12 protein-coding genes and 10 tRNA genes are annotated in these 16490 nt (G+C 47.4%); 6 read left to right on the top strand and 16 right to left on the bottom strand.

Annotation, left to right across the window (positions count from 1 at the left end):
* Positions 1-105: 105 nt before the first annotated feature.
* On the bottom strand, positions 106-1335 hold the full coding sequence (locus OM416_RS23005) for an anhydro-N-acetylmuramic acid kinase (protein WP_264933351.1): 1230 nt from the start codon (positions 1333-1335) through the stop codon (positions 106-108).
* 282 nt (positions 1336-1617) lie between these two features.
* Here OM416_RS23005 and OM416_RS23000 point away from each other — a divergent pair, with 282 nt between their 5' ends.
* Both OM416_RS23000 and OM416_RS22995 read left to right on the top strand, forming a co-directional pair.
* Positions 1618-3027 carry an N-acetylmuramoyl-L-alanine amidase family protein gene (locus OM416_RS23000; protein ID WP_264933349.1) on the top strand — a complete coding sequence of 470 codons (1410 nt, stop codon included), beginning with the start codon at positions 1618-1620 and terminating at the stop codon, positions 3025-3027.
* Positions 3028-3061: 34 nt separating this feature from the next.
* Complete coding sequence (locus tag OM416_RS22995; RefSeq protein ID WP_264933347.1) at positions 3062-3622, top strand: GerMN domain-containing protein; 561 nt, start codon at positions 3062-3064, stop codon at positions 3620-3622.
* 80 nt (positions 3623-3702) lie between these two features.
* Here the strand turns inward: OM416_RS22995 and OM416_RS22990 are convergent, their stop codons facing one another.
* From OM416_RS22990 to OM416_RS22975, 4 genes are all read right to left on the bottom strand, one after another.
* Positions 3703-5283 (bottom strand): MBL fold metallo-hydrolase, encoded by a 1581-nt coding sequence (locus OM416_RS22990; RefSeq protein WP_264933345.1) that lies wholly within the window; start codon positions 5281-5283, stop codon positions 3703-3705.
* A complete protein-coding gene (locus OM416_RS22985) occupies positions 5280-6950 on the bottom strand; it encodes an ABC transporter permease (RefSeq protein ID WP_264933716.1) in 1671 nt (556 codons plus the stop codon). Before OM416_RS22985 ends, OM416_RS22990 begins: the two co-directional genes overlap by 4 nt.
* An 88-nt stretch (positions 6951-7038) precedes the next feature.
* Positions 7039-8112, bottom strand: a complete 1074-nt coding sequence (locus OM416_RS22980) for an ABC transporter substrate-binding protein (protein WP_264933344.1) — start codon at positions 8110-8112, stop codon at positions 7039-7041.
* Between the two features lie 41 nt (positions 8113-8153).
* Positions 8154-9170, bottom strand: a complete 1017-nt coding sequence (locus OM416_RS22975) for an ABC transporter ATP-binding protein (RefSeq protein WP_264933343.1) — start codon at positions 9168-9170, stop codon at positions 8154-8156.
* Positions 9171-9339: 169 nt separating this feature from the next.
* On the opposite strand from OM416_RS22975, the gene OM416_RS22970 reads away from it, so the two are divergent.
* The 4 genes from OM416_RS22970 to OM416_RS22955 all read left to right on the top strand — a co-directional run bounded on the left by OM416_RS22970 (position 9340) and on the right by OM416_RS22955 (position 14500).
* Entirely contained in the window at positions 9340-10248 is a 909-nt protein-coding gene (locus OM416_RS22970; RefSeq protein ID WP_264933342.1) for a LysR family transcriptional regulator, read from the top strand.
* Between the two features lie 146 nt (positions 10249-10394).
* Positions 10395-11255, top strand: coding sequence for a hypothetical protein (locus tag OM416_RS22965; protein WP_264933341.1), 861 nt, complete (start codon positions 10395-10397; stop codon positions 11253-11255).
* 418 nt (positions 11256-11673) lie between these two features.
* A complete protein-coding gene (locus OM416_RS22960) occupies positions 11674-13356 on the top strand; it encodes a helix-turn-helix domain-containing protein (protein ID WP_264933340.1) in 1683 nt (560 codons plus the stop codon).
* 94 nt (positions 13357-13450) lie between these two features.
* The gene (locus tag OM416_RS22955) at positions 13451-14500 is read left to right on the top strand and encodes an ABC transporter substrate-binding protein (protein WP_264933339.1); all 1050 of its coding nucleotides are present in this window, start codon (positions 13451-13453) and stop codon (positions 14498-14500) included.
* A 221-nt stretch (positions 14501-14721) separates the two neighbouring features.
* Here the strand turns inward: OM416_RS22955 and OM416_RS22950 are convergent, their stop codons facing one another.
* The 11 genes from OM416_RS22950 to OM416_RS22900 all read right to left on the bottom strand — a co-directional run bounded on the left by OM416_RS22950 (position 14722) and on the right by OM416_RS22900 (position 16468).
* The gene (locus OM416_RS22950; RefSeq protein WP_264933338.1) at positions 14722-15327 is read right to left on the bottom strand and encodes a short chain dehydrogenase; all 606 of its coding nucleotides are present in this window, start codon (positions 15325-15327) and stop codon (positions 14722-14724) included.
* 184 nt (positions 15328-15511) lie between these two features.
* Positions 15512-15582: transfer RNA gene (locus tag OM416_RS22945), tRNA-Gly, on the bottom strand.
* Positions 15583-15594: 12 nt separating this feature from the next.
* A tRNA-Pro gene (locus OM416_RS22940) sits at positions 15595-15668 on the bottom strand.
* Between the two features lie 16 nt (positions 15669-15684).
* Positions 15685-15761: transfer RNA gene (locus OM416_RS22935), tRNA-Arg, on the bottom strand.
* Between the two features lie 6 nt (positions 15762-15767).
* A tRNA-Gly gene (locus tag OM416_RS22930) sits at positions 15768-15842 on the bottom strand.
* Between the two features lie 8 nt (positions 15843-15850).
* Positions 15851-15938: transfer RNA gene (locus tag OM416_RS22925), tRNA-Leu, on the bottom strand.
* A 9-nt stretch (positions 15939-15947) separates the two neighbouring features.
* Positions 15948-16023: transfer RNA gene (locus tag OM416_RS22920), tRNA-Lys, on the bottom strand.
* Between the two features lie 9 nt (positions 16024-16032).
* Positions 16033-16107, bottom strand: a tRNA-Gln gene (locus OM416_RS22915).
* Positions 16108-16118: 11 nt separating this feature from the next.
* Positions 16119-16194: transfer RNA gene (locus OM416_RS22910), tRNA-His, on the bottom strand.
* Between the two features lie 97 nt (positions 16195-16291).
* Positions 16292-16367 (bottom strand) — tRNA-Thr (locus tag OM416_RS22905).
* Positions 16368-16390: 23 nt separating this feature from the next.
* Positions 16391-16468: transfer RNA gene (locus tag OM416_RS22900), tRNA-Asp, on the bottom strand.
* Positions 16469-16490: the final 22 nt, after the last annotated feature.

Here is a 16490-nt window from a genome sequence, read left to right as displayed (position 1 = left end):
CTCCGTACTGCATTCATGTACAAGCATTTTATCTTATAATTCCACTCGCGTCTAATCGAATTCCTCGCCCTTCCATAACTGAACTCAAATAAAAGTCAGACCTCACTAGAGTGTCAGATTGCCTGAGATTACGGCGTGTTTCGCGCCGGTTACTGCCGGGAGCGTGTTCGTTCTGCCCATTAAAGCCTCATGACCAAGTAAAGCAAATCCAATGGCTTCCCGAGCATCATCAGGTACACCATAATCTGCTGTTCGTTCCAAACGGATACCCTCTGGAAGTCTATGACGGATCATCTCCATCAACGTGGCATTGGAAGTGCCTCCACCGCAGGCAAGCATGGCCGATATTTGCACCTTCGGTAATACAAAATCCACAACCGCTCGCACGATTGTCTCCGCGGTCAGACAGGTGGCAGTAGCCAGCGTATCTTCCAGCGTTAAGGAACGCGCTGCGGCCATCTCCATCAGTCGGGCTGCGTACGCGGCACCGTAGACTTCCCGCCCGGTGCTTTTTGGCGGAAGCCTTTTGAAATACTCATCTTCCAAACACAGGTCTACCAGACCCTGATCGAACTTCCCCTGTGCGGCAATACTTCCATTCGGATCATAATGCTGCCGCCCATCCGTTGCCTGCCGCACAATGGCGTCCATCACCATATTCCCTGGTCCCGTATCAAATGCCGAAATACCTTCGGTAGATGACTCGGATGGAAGCACCGTCACATTTCCAATGCCGCCGATATTCTGCACCAGCCGTCCTTCTGTCGGGCTGCGGAACATCAGAGCATCCGCATAAGGTGTAAGCGGAGCACCTTCCCCACCAGCCGCCATATCCCTTGCTCTCAGGTTGCCAATTACTGGCAGTCCAGTCCGCTCTCGAACGACAGCACATTCACCGATCTGCAGCGTGGATATCACGGGAAGACTACCTCCTGCGGGTCCTGGAAAAGCAGAATCAACAGGTGCGTGCCATACCGTTTGCCCGTGCATGCTAATCGCATCCACCTGTCCGGGTGAGATACCTGAAGAATGGATCAGTTTCATGACGCTATGCGCATACCACTCCGACACACCGAAATGGGCAGTTGTCAGCTCATCCACTCGCGCCGTCTCCGGTGAACACAGCCGAATGAGTGCTTCTCTCAGCTCGTTGGAGTAGGGTACGCACAAAAAATCAACCAGATCCATTTGCTCCAATGCCCCATTATTATCCGTCAAAATACGTACCAATGCCGCATCCGTTCCATCGAGTGACGTTCCTGACATCAGCCCGATGATGTAATGCTCCCGCTTCAAGCGATACTGTTCCCACATCGGATAGCTGCCTGTATCCATCCATTCACAACCTCCCGCCAGATTTGATGAACACGTCATCCTGCCATAATTTCACCCAGTATATGATATTAAATTTCACAAGTCAAACATTACGTGAAATTTAATTACAACGCGGAAAATGAAAGGAGAGATATCCGCCCTATTTGCGAACACACATATTATTTTCTTTCATTAATAGATAATTAAAGATCAAAAAAGAAACATTTTTACATTTTTACCGTTTATAATATGTAGGTATATTTTGGAAGTGGAAAATAGATCTAATACTAGTCGAGGTGCATAATGAAGAAAACCATTTTACTACTGTTTTTGAGTCTGTTCTTAATCGTTTTGCTTCCTAATCAGGGAAATGCCGCTGCAAGCACGTCAAAAATCTTTATCGATGGTGAAGAATTAGTCCTCCCAAGTGATGTACAGGTGACAATCATCAATAAGAACGTGATGATCCCGATTCGTGTCGTTGCCGAAAATTTGAAATTCAAAGTCGATTGGAACCAACAAGCACGCACTGTAAAAATTCAGCATCAACAGACCATTTCGCTAACCGTGGATCAAAAGCAAGCCATGGTTGCTGACAAACAAGTCACCTTGAATACAGCACCGCAAATTTTGAATAAAACGCTGGTGGTGCCCATTCGATTTGTCAGTGAACAAATGGGGCTTAAGGTAAGATGGAACAATCAGGACAAGATCGTATACTTAACGAACACTAGTAAGGAACCTGCTATCGACCCAGGCAACAGTTCTGGAAAAGGGGACTCAACGTCTAACGCCCAGGTTACCGATATCCAATTTGCCAATGATCAGCTCGTGTTATCCACGGATGGGGCCGTTCAACCGATAGTAACGATCCTCAAGTACCCTGATCGTCTGGTTGTGGACTTGCCGGGAGCCACCTTCGGTGATATCTCCCAACCGCTGGATCAGGGATTCAATGACAAGCTGGATGTGAGCGGTTATCCCAATGTGACAGAAGTGAGATATTCACTTTTCAAACGAGAACCGGCGCAAGTTCGAATTGTTGTAGAATTGAATAATGTGAAGGATGTCCAGTACAGCCAGAACGTCATCGCCGATAAACTGATTATTGATCTGAATGTTGCGGGAGACAACGTCGCACCTGCTCCTGTAACTCCCGTAGGCAATTCAGGACGCAAGGTCGTTGTGATCGATCCAGGACACGGTGGCAGTGATCCAGGGACGATTAGCATCACGAACAAACCTGAGAAGGACTACAATCTGGCATTGGCTCACAAAGTACAAGCCCTGCTGCTCAATGAACCAAATATCGAATTGGTCATGACTCGTGAGGGTGATACTTATCCAACCCGCCCTGAGCGTGTTCAGCTTGCCAATCAATTAAATGCGGATGTATTCGTATCTATCCATGGCAATAGCGTGAAGTCTGCACCCCAGGCGACAGGTACGGAGACATACTATTACCAGCGCAGTAACAGCAAGGAACTAGCCACTATCATTCATCAACGTTTGGTGAAAGCCCTGGGGCTCAGAGATCGTGGTGTGAAGAATGGCAACTTGGAAGTAATCCGAGATACGAATATGCCTGCGGTGCTTTTGGAAGTGGGATTCCTGAGTAATGTACTTGATGAAGAACTCATGTCGTCCGATGTTGTTCAGATGAGAGCCGCTCAAGCGATTGCCGATGGAATCAAGGAGTATTTGGGCCTATAAATCATCAAATAAATCAGATGAAGGAAGTGATTCTTTGAATAAGAAGCTAGGTTGTGCACTTATATTATCATGCTTGATCCTTATCGGAGTCGGATGTGCCCAGAAGCCAGTGAGTGAATCCGGATCGAATCAACCTGCTGTTCAGGGAGGACAGGCGCAGTCACCAAACCCATCTGAACCGGAGGTGGATCTAGACAAAATGAATACACAAGTCGTCGACATTTACTTGGCAGACTCTCAGGTACTGGAGCTTGAGAAAACAGAGCAGGAAATTGAATACGAGGAAGATTCCGAAAAATATGAAAAAACATTTGCAGCTATGCAAACAAACACCGATTCAGAGCTCGTTTCCCTGTGGGAGCAGGTGGAATTGCTGTCTATCCAATATGCTGAGGGTACGGTGACTTTGGATGTTCATATCCCCGCTGAAGCCAATCTCGGTACCAGTGGAGAACTGCTCGCATTGGAAGCTTTAACAACAACGATATTTCAATTTGATGAAGTAAATAGCCTGGATATACTGGTGGACGGTGAAGCCGTGGATAGTTTGATGGGTCATGCCGAACTGGAGCACCCCATTCATCGCGAACCCTAACTGATCAGACAACAATGGAAAAAGAACGTCCCCAGGGACGCTCTCAGATAACGAACGCAACACTTCGTTTCATGCACAATTCACACATATAGCTCGTCACCAGCAGACAGTGAATGTATCACTGTTCCCGGTGATGGGCTATTCTTGAGTAAACCTTCTTTTAATCTGTCCGTCTCTGCTCGTTCAGCATGCACAAGGACCGTATGCCTTGCTGGAATTCCAAGCAGCATCCGCTCAACATCCTTCCAGCCCTGATGCACTTTATAGCGTATTTTCCGCACCTCACATGCTCCATAGTTGTCAGGAACCTGTAGCAGCTTATCAGCAAATGTACCATGAGCAACATGCCCGGTGAGCAGAATCAGGTTCTCCTCGCTGTCTGATAATTGGCTATAATACCAGCGGGCAAGCGAGGACTGCATCATGCCGTCCGGAATGAACCATAGCGAAGCAGCATGTTGATTCAACAGTTGTTCCCGCTCTAGAGTGGTCGTAGGCAGATCCCATCCTCGTCCAGTCAGAAAGAAATCTATTTCGTCTTGTAACGGACTTCCAGTGACATGCGCTCCCTGCTCCCTCAACCAGTATGGAACATGCATAAGCTGCTTCATACCGTCCACCAGCCCTTGCTCCACTACGATTGGAACAGCCGGGAATTGTTGCTGTGCCCACAGTAGGATCTCCTGTCCACGCCCTACGACAGGCATGGGTAAGAGCACCTTTCCGCCTCGAGCAATTGTCTGGCGAATGGCCCGTTCGAGCTGTTCCAGTTTGTCAGCCTGTGTATCTTGGTCCGTACCATAGGCCGCATCAACGATCGCCAGATCCACCAGCCCGACAGAAGATACTTCTGCTACGTCTGTTAGGTTTGCTCTGCCTGCTCCATCTGCTCCGTTGGATGTGAAATTTCCCTGCTTGATGGATATCTCCATGGATACGAGTGTGCTTGGCGACGCCTCTGATGCAACAGATATCCGATCCTGTGACGCTATGAATTCTCCAGCCTTTTGCCCACTGTTCATGGCGATTAGTTCCTCCGTACCCCACCGCTCGCTACTCGGAGCATCAAACAACAGATTTTCACGAATCATGCTTGCCTGCGAGAACACCTTTGCTGGACAATCCGCCTGTAAAAACATCGATTCGGACGTGTAGTCCCCGGAATAAAAAATCCGCTTAGCTTCCACTTCAAGCCCAAACCACACCGATCCAGCCAAATGTCCACTCCGTCCCCACATCACTTTAACTTCAGGAATGGGTTCGAACCAGGTTTGGGATACCATCTCATCCTCCAGATACCGATAACGAATAGCCTGCTCATCTGCTTCATCATAAGGAAGTTCTTCGCCTACACGCTCTACAAACCTACGCCAGTTGGCAAAATACGTACGCAGCTGTGCCCTCGTCTCTCTCGTCGTCCACACTTCACCCTGGTAGCCCATCTTATACAGCAATGGGATGGCGACAGAATGATCCTCATGGGCGTGGGACAAGAAGACCGCATCCAGTTGCGGGACAATCTCCGGGTCAATCATCGGATACTCGCCCGTACCTTCTTTTTTCACACCACAATCCAGCAAAAGGCGAACATTGCTCCCACTCAAGAGATAGGCGGAACGTCCATGTTCCCCTGCACCGCCCCATACGTTCAGTTTGATCATGATGCATTCCACTTTCTCTTTGAATTCAGCAGTTCGATTCCCAGCAGCATCAGCACCGTCATACCTACAGTCACAACGGCCATCGCCATTCCCAACGACACCTGACCTTGTTCAAACTGGGCAAAAATATACGTAGCCGACGTCTGCATCGACGGCGGAAGAATCAACAACGAACCTACCAGCTCCCGGGTAGCAATCGTAAAGGTCATCATCCAGCCCGCCAGCATGCCAGGCAGGATCAGCGGGATCAGGATACGCCGCAGAATATACAGCGGCTTCCCGCCAAAGACTTGCCCAGCCTGGAACAATGTTCCGTCAATCTGGGTAAAGCTCGATTTTACATACTGCACCGTGTAAGGCAAGAAGAGAACAACGTACGTGAGAACAACCATGCCGTAGGTGTTATACAACGTGACTGGCATCCAAGGTGAGTTCCAGAACAGGATCAGACCCACCACCATCACGATGCCCGGCACCGTATTAGGCAACAGACTGAACAAGTCAATCACACGCTGCATGAATGAAGATGATCTGCCGATCGCCAGCGCAAACCCCGTACCGATAATAACAGCGACCGTTGAAGCCGCAAGGGATAGCCCGAGACTGTTCCCGATGGCCTTCATACTCACCGATCCCCAAGATAACAGCTCCTTGTAATGATCCAAGGTCAGATTATCAAATGCGAGTCCCGATCCCCGTAGCTTCATGGTCGAAGCGGCGATGATCGAGAAATACGGAATACCTATCGACAGGATCAACAGGATCGCAAGATACGCCCCGCATAACCATCCCGCTCCGCCACGAAGAGAATATCGCTTCGAACGTTGCCCTTTGCCCCCAACCAGACGATACGTGAACTTTCGACTCATGGCTGACTGCATATACCACATCACCAGACAGACGGACAGCAACACCGATGCCAGCGAAGTCGCCTTACCGAAATCAATCGGCCAACTGGAGATGTACTTATGGATTTCAGAGGTCATGACATAATAGCCAATCTTGCGCCCAAAGGTTGCCGGTGTTCCGAATTCCGCAATCGTTTTGACAAAGACCAGCATAATTCCCATGCCGTAGGACGACAACAACAGGGGTAAAATAATACGTCTGAAACGGTACCCCGCACGTGCACCGTGCACAGCTCCCGCTTCTTCCAGATTGCCACCGATGCGGATTAATGCATCCCGAAGCAGCAGATACAGGAACGGGAACAGGTGCAAGCTCATGATGAGCACCATGCCCCAGAAGCTGAAGAAAAGCTCACTCCAGCTCGCAGATGAAGGCACCCATTGCTGAAGGTATCCCCCTTTTTGCATAAACAGAATCCAGCCCATCGAGCCGATATACGGCGGAGTCATGAACGGAATCATCAGGATCACATCGACCCAGCGGTGTTCGCCCATCCGGGTCTTCGCCATCATCCAGGCAAGCGGCAGCGCCAGCAGTGTGGTTACCGCTACAACGCAGATGCCAAGCCAGATGGAGTTCAGCAATACACCTGATAGATGATGACCTGTAATCGTGCGAATTGGGGCCATCCAGTCCCATTGCCCGTCCGGATACACACTTTGCCAGAAGATCAGCAAGAGCGGCACGCCAATGCTTATGGTCAGCAGAAAGAGGGCCAGAATCACGCCCACTCTCCGAAAAATTCGGTTGTTGTCCATTCCAACAGGTTTCACTACGTTCACCTCACATGACTTTCCACAGACAGCAGGTATTCCTTTTGCCTAATTGTATCTATCCTATTTCTTCTTATTTAAAAGTCTCCGAAAAACGTGCTGCTGTCTCTTCGCCATGTTCGCTCATCCAGTTCCAATCCACTTTAAGTTGTGGAATATCCTTCACATTGGCACGGTTGGTCGCTTCAATGTCTTCGCGGCCTGGGATCAGATAAGCATCTGCAACAAGCTTCTGTGCTTCATCGGACAACAGGTAGTCAATGAATGCTTTGGCATTTTCTACATTTGGACTGGATTTCAGAATCGCTGCCGGTCTTGGGCTGATTACCGTGCCTTCCTCAGGATATACGATATCCAGGGGTTCACCTTTTGCTTTGGAGGAATACGCCATGTAATCCACACCTGCTGCTACGATGCTTTTAGCACCCGTAATGACCGGATCAAGTGCTTCCTGATTAGCGCCTGCCATCGCTACACCATTAGCTTTATAGGCACTCAACAGATCCCATCCTTTTTCACCATTCGCACTCAGGTATCCTGTGATGAAGTCGAGTGCTGAACCTGATAATGTAGGGTCGGGAATGTTCACTGCATCTTTCCACGCAGGCGTAGCAAGCTCTGCCCAACTTGTTGGTGGTGTAGATACCAGTTTGGTGTTATATACAATACCCAGTGCGGATGCGCTGCTGCTGAAGTAGTTGCCCTCTGCATCCGACCAATCCTTGTTCAGCTTGTCTGCATTCGCTGCGTCCGGGTAAGGCATAGTCAGTCCATCGGCTTTTAGAGCCTGTGCTGAAGGTAAAGAGGCCAGGATTACAACGTCTGCAACCGGATTGGATTTCTCTGCTTCCATACGAGCCAAAATTTTTCCTGTCGTTCCCTGGAACATCTCTACTTCAATCCCCGTTTTGTCCGTAAATCCGCTCACGATGTTATCTGCCAGCTTCTGTGGGCCAGCACTGTACAAGACAAGCTTGCCGCCAGCCGGTTTCGTTGTTTCCGCCGCTACTGCTGTGTTTCCTTCACCCGCGGGTTGTGCTGCGTTGCCTGTAGTTGTGTTCCCCGTACTACATCCGAACAAACTGATACTCATTACCGCAGTTAATAACAGCATTGCGCTCTTTTTCCGTGTTTTCATACCCAACATATCATTCCATCTCCCTTGGTTTCTGTTTGATTTTCACTACTTTAATTAGCCGCTGCTATAACTTCTCTGTGCTTCACACTCGGGTTGTCATAACCATCCATTCGGCATATCCGTTCAGGGGTTACATGAAGCTGAACCAGCTCTCCCACACGCACTCTTTGATTCATATAGGCTGTCCATACGCCAAGTCCTTCCATCTGCACTCGTACTTCATAACGCTCACCGACATAGCTGACACTAAGTACCGTCCCCGGATAACACAGATCGTCATGACCTGTTTTGTTCCAGGTGACATGCTCCGGACGTACCATCGATTGATTAGGCGTGAGCCAGTTGGACTTTCCGATAAACGAAGCGACATACGGATCACTTGGTGCCGAGTAGATCGTTTCCGGGCTGCCCTTTTGCAATATCCGCCCCTTCTGCATGACGACAATTTCATCCGACATCGACATCGCTTCAATCTGATCATGTGTGACGTACAGCGCAGTCAGTCCCATATCCCGAACCAAGGACATCATCTCAATCCGCATCTCTTCCCGGAGTACAGCATCCAGTGCACTCAGTGGCTCATCGAACAGGATCACACCAGGTCTGACGGCTACGGCTCTGGCAAAAGCAACCCGTTGCTGCTGTCCACCCGACAGCTGATGAGGATACCGATCTTCCATGCCTTGCAGGCGGACCATGCCAAGTGCTTCGTTCACTTTTTGCCGCAGATCAGATTTCTGTTTTCCGGCCTTCAGGCCAAACGCTACATTTTCGTATACGGTCATATGCGGCCATAATGCAAAATCCTGAAACACCATGCCCAGATTACGCTTGTGTGTTGGTATATCAATCCGCTTCGCCGCAGAGTAGATACACTGACCATCTGCACGAATCTCCCCCGCATCCGGCTGTTCCAACCCGGCTAACATGCGGAGCAGTGTTGTTTTGCCACAGCCTGATGGGCCGAGCAGTGTCGTGAACTTTCCATGTTCCAGCGTTAGATCTGTCGGCAGCAGTGCGGGTGTTTGATTAAATGATTTTTGAATTCCCGTTATCTCTAATTTCATAAGCATCCCTGCCTGTCTTCTGTTACTTGTCTCTTGCACTGTTCTCAGTCTAACGTCCGCTTTCGCGAGTTGTATGTCTTGTATGTAAAATTGGAATTAACTTTTTAGATGAATTCTGTTGATGTTCATAGATTAAATCTATATTAGAAGTGAGAGGAGTGTTGGGACATTGAATCTGATCAAATTGCAAATTGTTGAGCTGATCGACAAGCATCATCACATGACAAGCGTGGCCGAGTTACTGGGGATCAAGCAACCAACTGTTACATTTCATATGAAGTCATTGGAGGAAGAGATGGGTGTGCGATTATTCGAATCACGCAGTGGGAAGACCTTTCTAACCGAGGCTGGACAAGCTCTGCTCCATTATTCCGTTAAAATCAATGCTCTGACCCAAGAGGCAAGGCGGGTAGTGAAGGAATATGACAGCCTCTATCGGGGCACCCTGCACATTGGGGCAAGCTATGTACCAGCTACATATCTGCTGCCCGCCATGCTCAATACCTTTTCTCAGGAATTCCCGGGCATCCGTATCGTCTTATCCGTCAAACCTTCTCCTGTTATTCGCGAGATGTTAATTCGGCATCAGATTGATCTGGGGGTGATCTCTTCCGAGCCGTTTGTTGGACCTGCCCTGCAAGCCGAGACGTTGTGTGAAGATGACTTGGTATTAATCTGCTCTCCGCAGCATGGTTTGGCCCAGAAGGATGTATTAACACCCGATCATATCGCACAGATTCCTTTTGCCTTACATGGCAATGAATCCAGTACTCGACGGTTGACCAATCAATGGCTCGCGCAACATGACATTCGTTTGCGGAGCACCGTGGAGATGGATTCCCTGGAAGCGATCAAACAGCTCGTGTTAATCGGAGGGCATGTCTCATTCATGTCTCGGATGGCGGTACAGTGGGAGGAACAGCAGGGGCTCATTCAAGTTCTTCCCATTCCAGGAGAGCAAGCGCCGCGCCATATCTATACGGTACATAACAAGGACCGCCACCCTTCCGTTCAGGTAAACCGCTTCAAAGAAGTGCTGCGAGAGGTGAGTCACGGCTTCCCCATTTTCCATGGTTGATTGCCCTGATCCGCTATAAACTATCGTTTGCCATTCATCAAATCTATGCAGGGTTAACGCAATGTGCGCTTCCCTTTAATCGCTTTCATATATTCGGGCGATAAAGTGAGTCTGTACGTTAATCCAGATTAGGAGAGTGATTGGTTTTGAAAAAGTGGAAAAAGGTAACTGCCTCATTGATGCTGAGCATCGTAACATTGGGAAGTGGAATGACATTTGTGGGAGCACCACAGGCTTCTGCTGCTGCCAATGCCGTTCCTGCTTATGAAGTGAAGTTTCTGGCTAAGCCGGAACTTGTATTGAATACAGATGGGACACCACGCAGTGAAGTGATTCAGACACTCGGACTGAATTCCACGCCAAGAAACATTAACGTAGAGTACTTCGACACCAATGCTCTCGGATTGGATCAACAAGGATGGAACGTTCGTTTTCGCAAAAAGGATGACAAAAATAACTACGAATTGACTTATAAAAAACGCTACCCTGTGATCAATGGCGACATCAACGCAGCGCTGACTCTGGCTAACCAAGAAGGATTTGATAAATCGGATGATAATTACGAGGCTGAGATTGATTGGGGATATGGCAAACAGACGCTGAGCTTCTCCAATACCAAAAAAGTAGATACCAGTGCCACAGGCGTTCAGTTGCCTTCGGAGCAGGCAGCCTTGAACATGTTACTGGACAAGCTTCCGGGCAAATTGAAAAACTGGACTTCCTCCAACTGGGGCAAACAGCAGCTTACACAATCCCGTGCTTATGGTCCGATAACGTTCCAACGATATGAAGGCACATGGAATGGTCAAGAGCTTACACTCGAAGTATGGCCGATCCGTAACGCAGCAGGTACAGGTATTGAGAATATCGTAGAAGTTTCTTTCAAAACCGATGATGCTGTAGCCGTATCCGGACTGCGTACCCAACTACTGCAATTGCTGGAGAACAAAAACTGGCTGATTCCGGCCGATGGCTTGAAGACACAGACTATTCTGGAAAGATACTAATCGCTAACTCTAACTAAAAAGGCAAGTTCCTCTTCCTGCGGACATCGTAGGAGAGGGCTTGTCTTTTTTTGCGTAGTGAACTATAAAGCCCAAGGGTTATGTATGTTTCATGTAGTTCCATGCTCTAAAAACTTCTATCTGCATACCTTCTTCAACATCTAGAAGCCCTAAAACCTCCTTCGTATTCTCTCCACTACCACTCCGATGAAGAACAACCTTCGATGAAGCTTTCTTTCAGAAAGCTTTTAGGCGCACGCTTCGTTCCTCAGATTAATTCTGTACTCTACGTTCTCGTGTAAATGATAGTTCGACTTATACATAATGGACTTCTTATTTGTATGACAATATGCGATAATTGATAATTATTCTCAAATACATGATATGTAATGTTACTATTGCACGTTAAGGAGGGATTCTGGTGACTTTACAAGTCTTTCCACTGATATCTAACGGTGACCATACCCGTGACCTATATGCAAGATTCAAGACATCCGAAGTTCTCGATCAAGCGTCTTTTGTTCCCCCATTCATATTAACGGACTCACATCTTCTGCTCATCTGTACTGGCGGTGAAGCCGATATCCGTATTGGGCACAGGCAAAATCATGCCACACTCGGCAAGATGTATCTGATCCTGCCAGGAACAGCGATAGAATATACACCGGATGAAATTCATCCTTTACAGGGACTCGCGATATATTTTGATCTGTTAAAGCCCATTTCAGATATGAACAAAATCATTTCGGATTCTACTGTAATGGAGGTATACCAAAAAGGGTTACTTCGTTCGTCTTACGCCGATGAATTACCACATGAACTTTTTCAGGAATGTACCAGAATTGCCTCCCAGCTCCATGAATGCATCTCTGTACCTCAAGAAAATCGTCCATTTCGTATTCAGACTTTGATGCATGAATTGTTGACCCATGTGTATGCTCCTCCCAAAGAAAGTGCAATAGGAGATTCCGAACATACCTCTGCTTTGGATCAAACGCTTGAACTTATTGAGCTTGGATATGCTGAGCATCTTTCTCGTGAAGTTCTTGCCGGAGTGGCAGGCATGAGTGTATGGCACTATTCGCGGGTATTCAAAAACCGCACTGGCATCAGTCCCATGGAATATGTGAATAGCATTCGTATGGACCGGGCCAAAGAGATGCTGCTCGTCCCCGGCCAAACCATCAAACATATCGCCTCACAGGTTGGTTTTCAGGACGAGTTTTACTTTAGCCGCAAATTCAAAAAATATGTTGGCGTGTCTCCCTCTACCTATCAACGACAGAAACGCAGTAAAATCGCTGCCCTTTCCTTCGGAACGACTGGCCACCTGCTGGCATTGCAGATCATCCCCCATGCGGCATTGATCGATAACCGACGGGATCAACATAGGAATCTGTTTTTCTCAAATATCCCTTATCATCTGGGACGTAGCAAACGAATGAATCCTCGTATCTGGCAAACCAACGTTGAGTTGTTGATGCAAGCGAGCCCGGATCTCATACTCTGTAATGAGTACGAAGCCCATACGTTAAAAAGAACGCTGCAGCGAATTGCTCCTACCATCGTTATCCCCTGGAAAGGATTGAGCTGGCGGGAACACTTCGTACAAGTTGCCTCCATTGTAGGACAGCAACAGGATGCTCAGCAGTGGTTGGAGCAGTATGATGACAAGGTAATCCATGCCAAAGAGCAGCTTGCTCATTTTATAGGTGAGGATACGGTCTCCATCATTCATATCATGATGGGTCATCTGTTAATCTACGGCCGACGTAATGGGGGCGCTGTTCTATATAACGACCTGGGCGTGTCCCCTTCACACGATCTGCTTCCAGGGCAAGTCTATCGTGCATTGGATGAACAGGAGTTGCCTCAAATGGTTGGAGATCGCATGTTACTGATTGTGGACCAAGACTCAGAATCCCAGCAACGTTGGTATAAACTACAACATACTCAGCTATGGCAAGATTTGATGCCCGTGCAGAACCAGCATGTATATCTGCTAGATGAAATGCCTTGGTTGGATTATTCACCATATGCCCATGATCAAATTATTGATGAAACCATCAAACTTTTTGGTAGAACTCAGCACATTAATCCATGACTGGATAGCACAGAAGGCTATGTCTCCCCCAACATTAGACCGCTACAATATAAAGTGTACTGAGAATCAATATCATTAGAAACACAGGGGGATTATGATGTACAAACAGCATTATGTCAAAATAACGGGGATACTGTTCATACTCGCGATGTTACTTGTTGCGTGTGGACAGACACCTGCAAGCACTTCGCAGCCATCTGCAGATGGCGTGAAATCAGTTGCGGGGACAGATGGCGACGCATCCACTGAATCAGCTACTAAGACCGTGGAGAGCTCCAGTGGCAGCAAAGAAATCCCGGCACATCCCGAACGGATTGTGTCCATTAATATGGAGGACATTCTCCTCTCCTTAGAGGTACCACTGGTACTTGCTACACCTATTGGTCGGCAAGATTACCTGAATGAGCAACTTGAAGCTCAAGGCGTGGCTGTAGAACCCATCAATGAAAGTGTCAATTTTGAAGCTGTAGTCAGCGCCAATCCCGACCTCATTATTGCCAATGCCAGTTTGGATGCCAAAATTCTCGAACAACTCGAGAAGATCGCGCCTACGATCACTTATGATCGCCGTAATTGGCAGGAGTCTATCGTGCAGGTAGCTACTGCGCTGGATATTGAAGAGCGGGCTGAACAGCTTTTACAAAAAAATAAAGATCAATTAACTGAAGCTCAGGAGCTCGCAGCTGATATCAGCAAGACCAAACCTACAGCTGCATTCCTGCGCCTAGAAGAGAAAGATATGCGTTTGTTCTTCTCGTCCATTCCATCCACGCCATTCCCAGCTTCCAGTTATGTAGGAGCGGGTTATGAGATTGGATTCACCCCCGATGCTCTCGTTACCAAACTCGAGGCAGAGAATCCGGAACGGATGAATGCCAGTATCTCGGTTGAGCTTTTGCCTGAAATCAAAGCAGACTATCTGTTTATCGTGTCCATTAGCTCAGATGGGTCAGCTGAAGCATTGCAAAAAACAAAAGATGAACTCAACGAAATCCAACAACTCCAAGTGTGGAAAAGCCTACCCGCTGTTCAAAATGGTCATGTCTATGTCCTCAATGCAAAGAAATGGCTCATTGACGGCCCAATTGCAGAATCGCTTAAACGTAATGAAATGCTCGAAGTTCTTGGACTACCTGCTCCATAATAGTCAATATACCTCTGTTTCATCCACAGCAAACAAAAGGAGATTCACCGAATTTTCGGTGGATCTCCTTTATATTTAATATTCCAAAGGGTCTCATTCAGTCCTGTTTCATGAAAATCATTCTACATGCTTAACATTTAAATACACTTCATTTACACCCTTCTCTTCCTGCAATTAATTAGGGATAGGTAATCATCAAATCATATATAACTGTCCAGCTTTTAATATATTTTAAAATTTTGGGCTGTTTCAATCCCAAGTGCACTCTGGATAAACGTATTAGCCACTTTCTCTACAGGTACGGGATTAAATCCAATAAAGAAATTCTTATATTTTTCCGCGGACTCTACAAACAGATTAGGACTAACCGAATTCAAACGAATTCCTCTTGGCAACTCAAACGCTGCCGCTTTGGCAAACGAATCAATAGCCCCATTGACCATAGCGCTTGATGCACCTTGCTCAATAGGGTGGTCTTGTATAATGCCACTGACCAGCGTGAAACTCCCCTTATCGTTAATATAGTGCTGACCAATCAACACAATATTGACCTGTCCAAGCAGTTTGCCCTGCACACTAATCATATTGTTCTCAGGTGTCAGTTCTTCCAATTTTGCATAATGGGTCTGGCCTGCCGCCACTATGACGTAATCAATATTACTCACCTTTTCAAAGAGGGTAGTAATACTCTCTGTCGACGTCATATCCACCTGAACATCTCCGGATTGTCTACCTGCTGTAATAACCTCAACGGAATAATCTCTCAGCTTCACAACAACAGCCTTACCTAGCGTTCCGTTTCCACCAATGACCAGAGCTCTTTTCATTACTGTTTGTCCTCCTTTATAACTAAATACGGTTAATCAGATACGAATTGTTCTATTTATTTAAACAAAGATTCCATCCTTAATCAAATGACATTTGACCCTATTTTGAAAGAAATACACTTATTCTTTTTAACGCAAAAAAAGCCTTTGCTTATAGCAAAGACTTTTCTGTATGTTACTAGGAAGCGGGTGATGGGAATCGAACCCACGCTATTAGCTTGGAAGGCTAAAGTTCTACCATTGAACTACACCCGCAAATAAAAAAAATCGGGATGACACGATTTGAACATGCGACCCCCTGGTCCCAAACCAGGTGCTCTACCAAGCTGAGCTACATCCCGATACTTATGAAAATAATGGCGCGCCCTGAGAGATTCGAACTCCCGGCCTTTTGATTCGTAGTCAAACGCTCTATCCAGCTGAGCTAAGGGCGCAAAAATTGGAGCGGAAGACGGGAATCGAACCCGCGACCCTCGCCTTGGCAAGGCGATGCTCTACCGCTGAGCCACTTCCGCAAAACATATGGTGCGGTCGAGAGGACTCGAACCTCCACGGGGGGTTAGCCCACACGGACCTGAACCGTGCGCGTCTGCCAATTCCGCCACGACCGCAAAATATAATGGTGAGTCATGAAGGGCTCGAACCTTCGACACCCTGATTAAAAGTCAGGTGCTCTACCAACTGAGCTAATGACTCATAATGAAATGGCTGGGGATATAGGATTTGAACCTATGCATGACGGAGTCAAAGTCCGTTGCCTTACCGCTTGGCTAATCCCCATTAAAAAATCATGGGGCGATCGAGGGGAATTGAACCCCCGAATGCCGGATCCACAAACCGGTGCGTTAACCACTTCGCCACGACCGCCATAGAGTAAGCCATTCATCCACTAAGAGAATCTTAGTATTAACATTTTTTCTTGTAATATACATTCTATCACAAATTCATATGTAAATACTAAAAATGGTGCCGGCGAGAGGACTTGAACCCCCAACCTACTGATTACAAGTCAGTTGCTCTACCAGTTGAGCTACACCGGCACGGTGTATATTTAATTAAAAAATGGCGGAACCGACGGGATTCGAACCCGCGATCTCCTGCGTGACAGGCAGGCATGTTAGGCCAACTACACCACGGTTCCATACTACTTTCTCAAGGAAAGT

Source organism: Paenibacillus sp. LS1 (assembly GCF_026013365.1).
Taxonomy (GTDB): Bacteria; Bacillota; Bacilli; order Paenibacillales; family Paenibacillaceae; genus Paenibacillus.
This window is presented reverse-complemented; position numbering and strand designations above follow the sequence as displayed.

What these genes read in the sequence shown, in the direction of transcription:
- OM416_RS22975 (WP_264933343.1), bottom strand. Translation starts at nt 9,170, where the DNA reads ATGAAATTAGAGATAACGGGAATTCAAAAATCATTTAATCAAACACCC.
- OM416_RS22950 (WP_264933338.1), bottom strand. Translation starts at nt 15,327, where the DNA reads ATGAAAAGAGCTCTGGTCATTGGTGGAAACGGAACGCTAGGTAAGGCT.
- OM416_RS22980 (WP_264933344.1), bottom strand. Translation starts at nt 8,112, where the DNA reads ATGTTGGGTATGAAAACACGGAAAAAGAGCGCAATGCTGTTATTAACT.
- OM416_RS23005 (WP_264933351.1), bottom strand. Translation starts at nt 1,335, where the DNA reads ATGGATACAGGCAGCTATCCGATGTGGGAACAGTATCGCTTGAAGCGG.
- OM416_RS23000 (WP_264933349.1), top strand. Translation starts at nt 1,618, where the DNA reads ATGAAGAAAACCATTTTACTACTGTTTTTGAGTCTGTTCTTAATCGTT.
- OM416_RS22985 (WP_264933716.1), bottom strand. Translation starts at nt 6,950, where the DNA reads ATGGACAACAACCGAATTTTTCGGAGAGTGGGCGTGATTCTGGCCCTC.
- OM416_RS22990 (WP_264933345.1), bottom strand. Translation starts at nt 5,283, where the DNA reads ATGATCAAACTGAACGTATGGGGCGGTGCAGGGGAACATGGACGTTCC.
- OM416_RS22955 (WP_264933339.1), top strand. Translation starts at nt 13,451, where the DNA reads ATGATGTACAAACAGCATTATGTCAAAATAACGGGGATACTGTTCATA.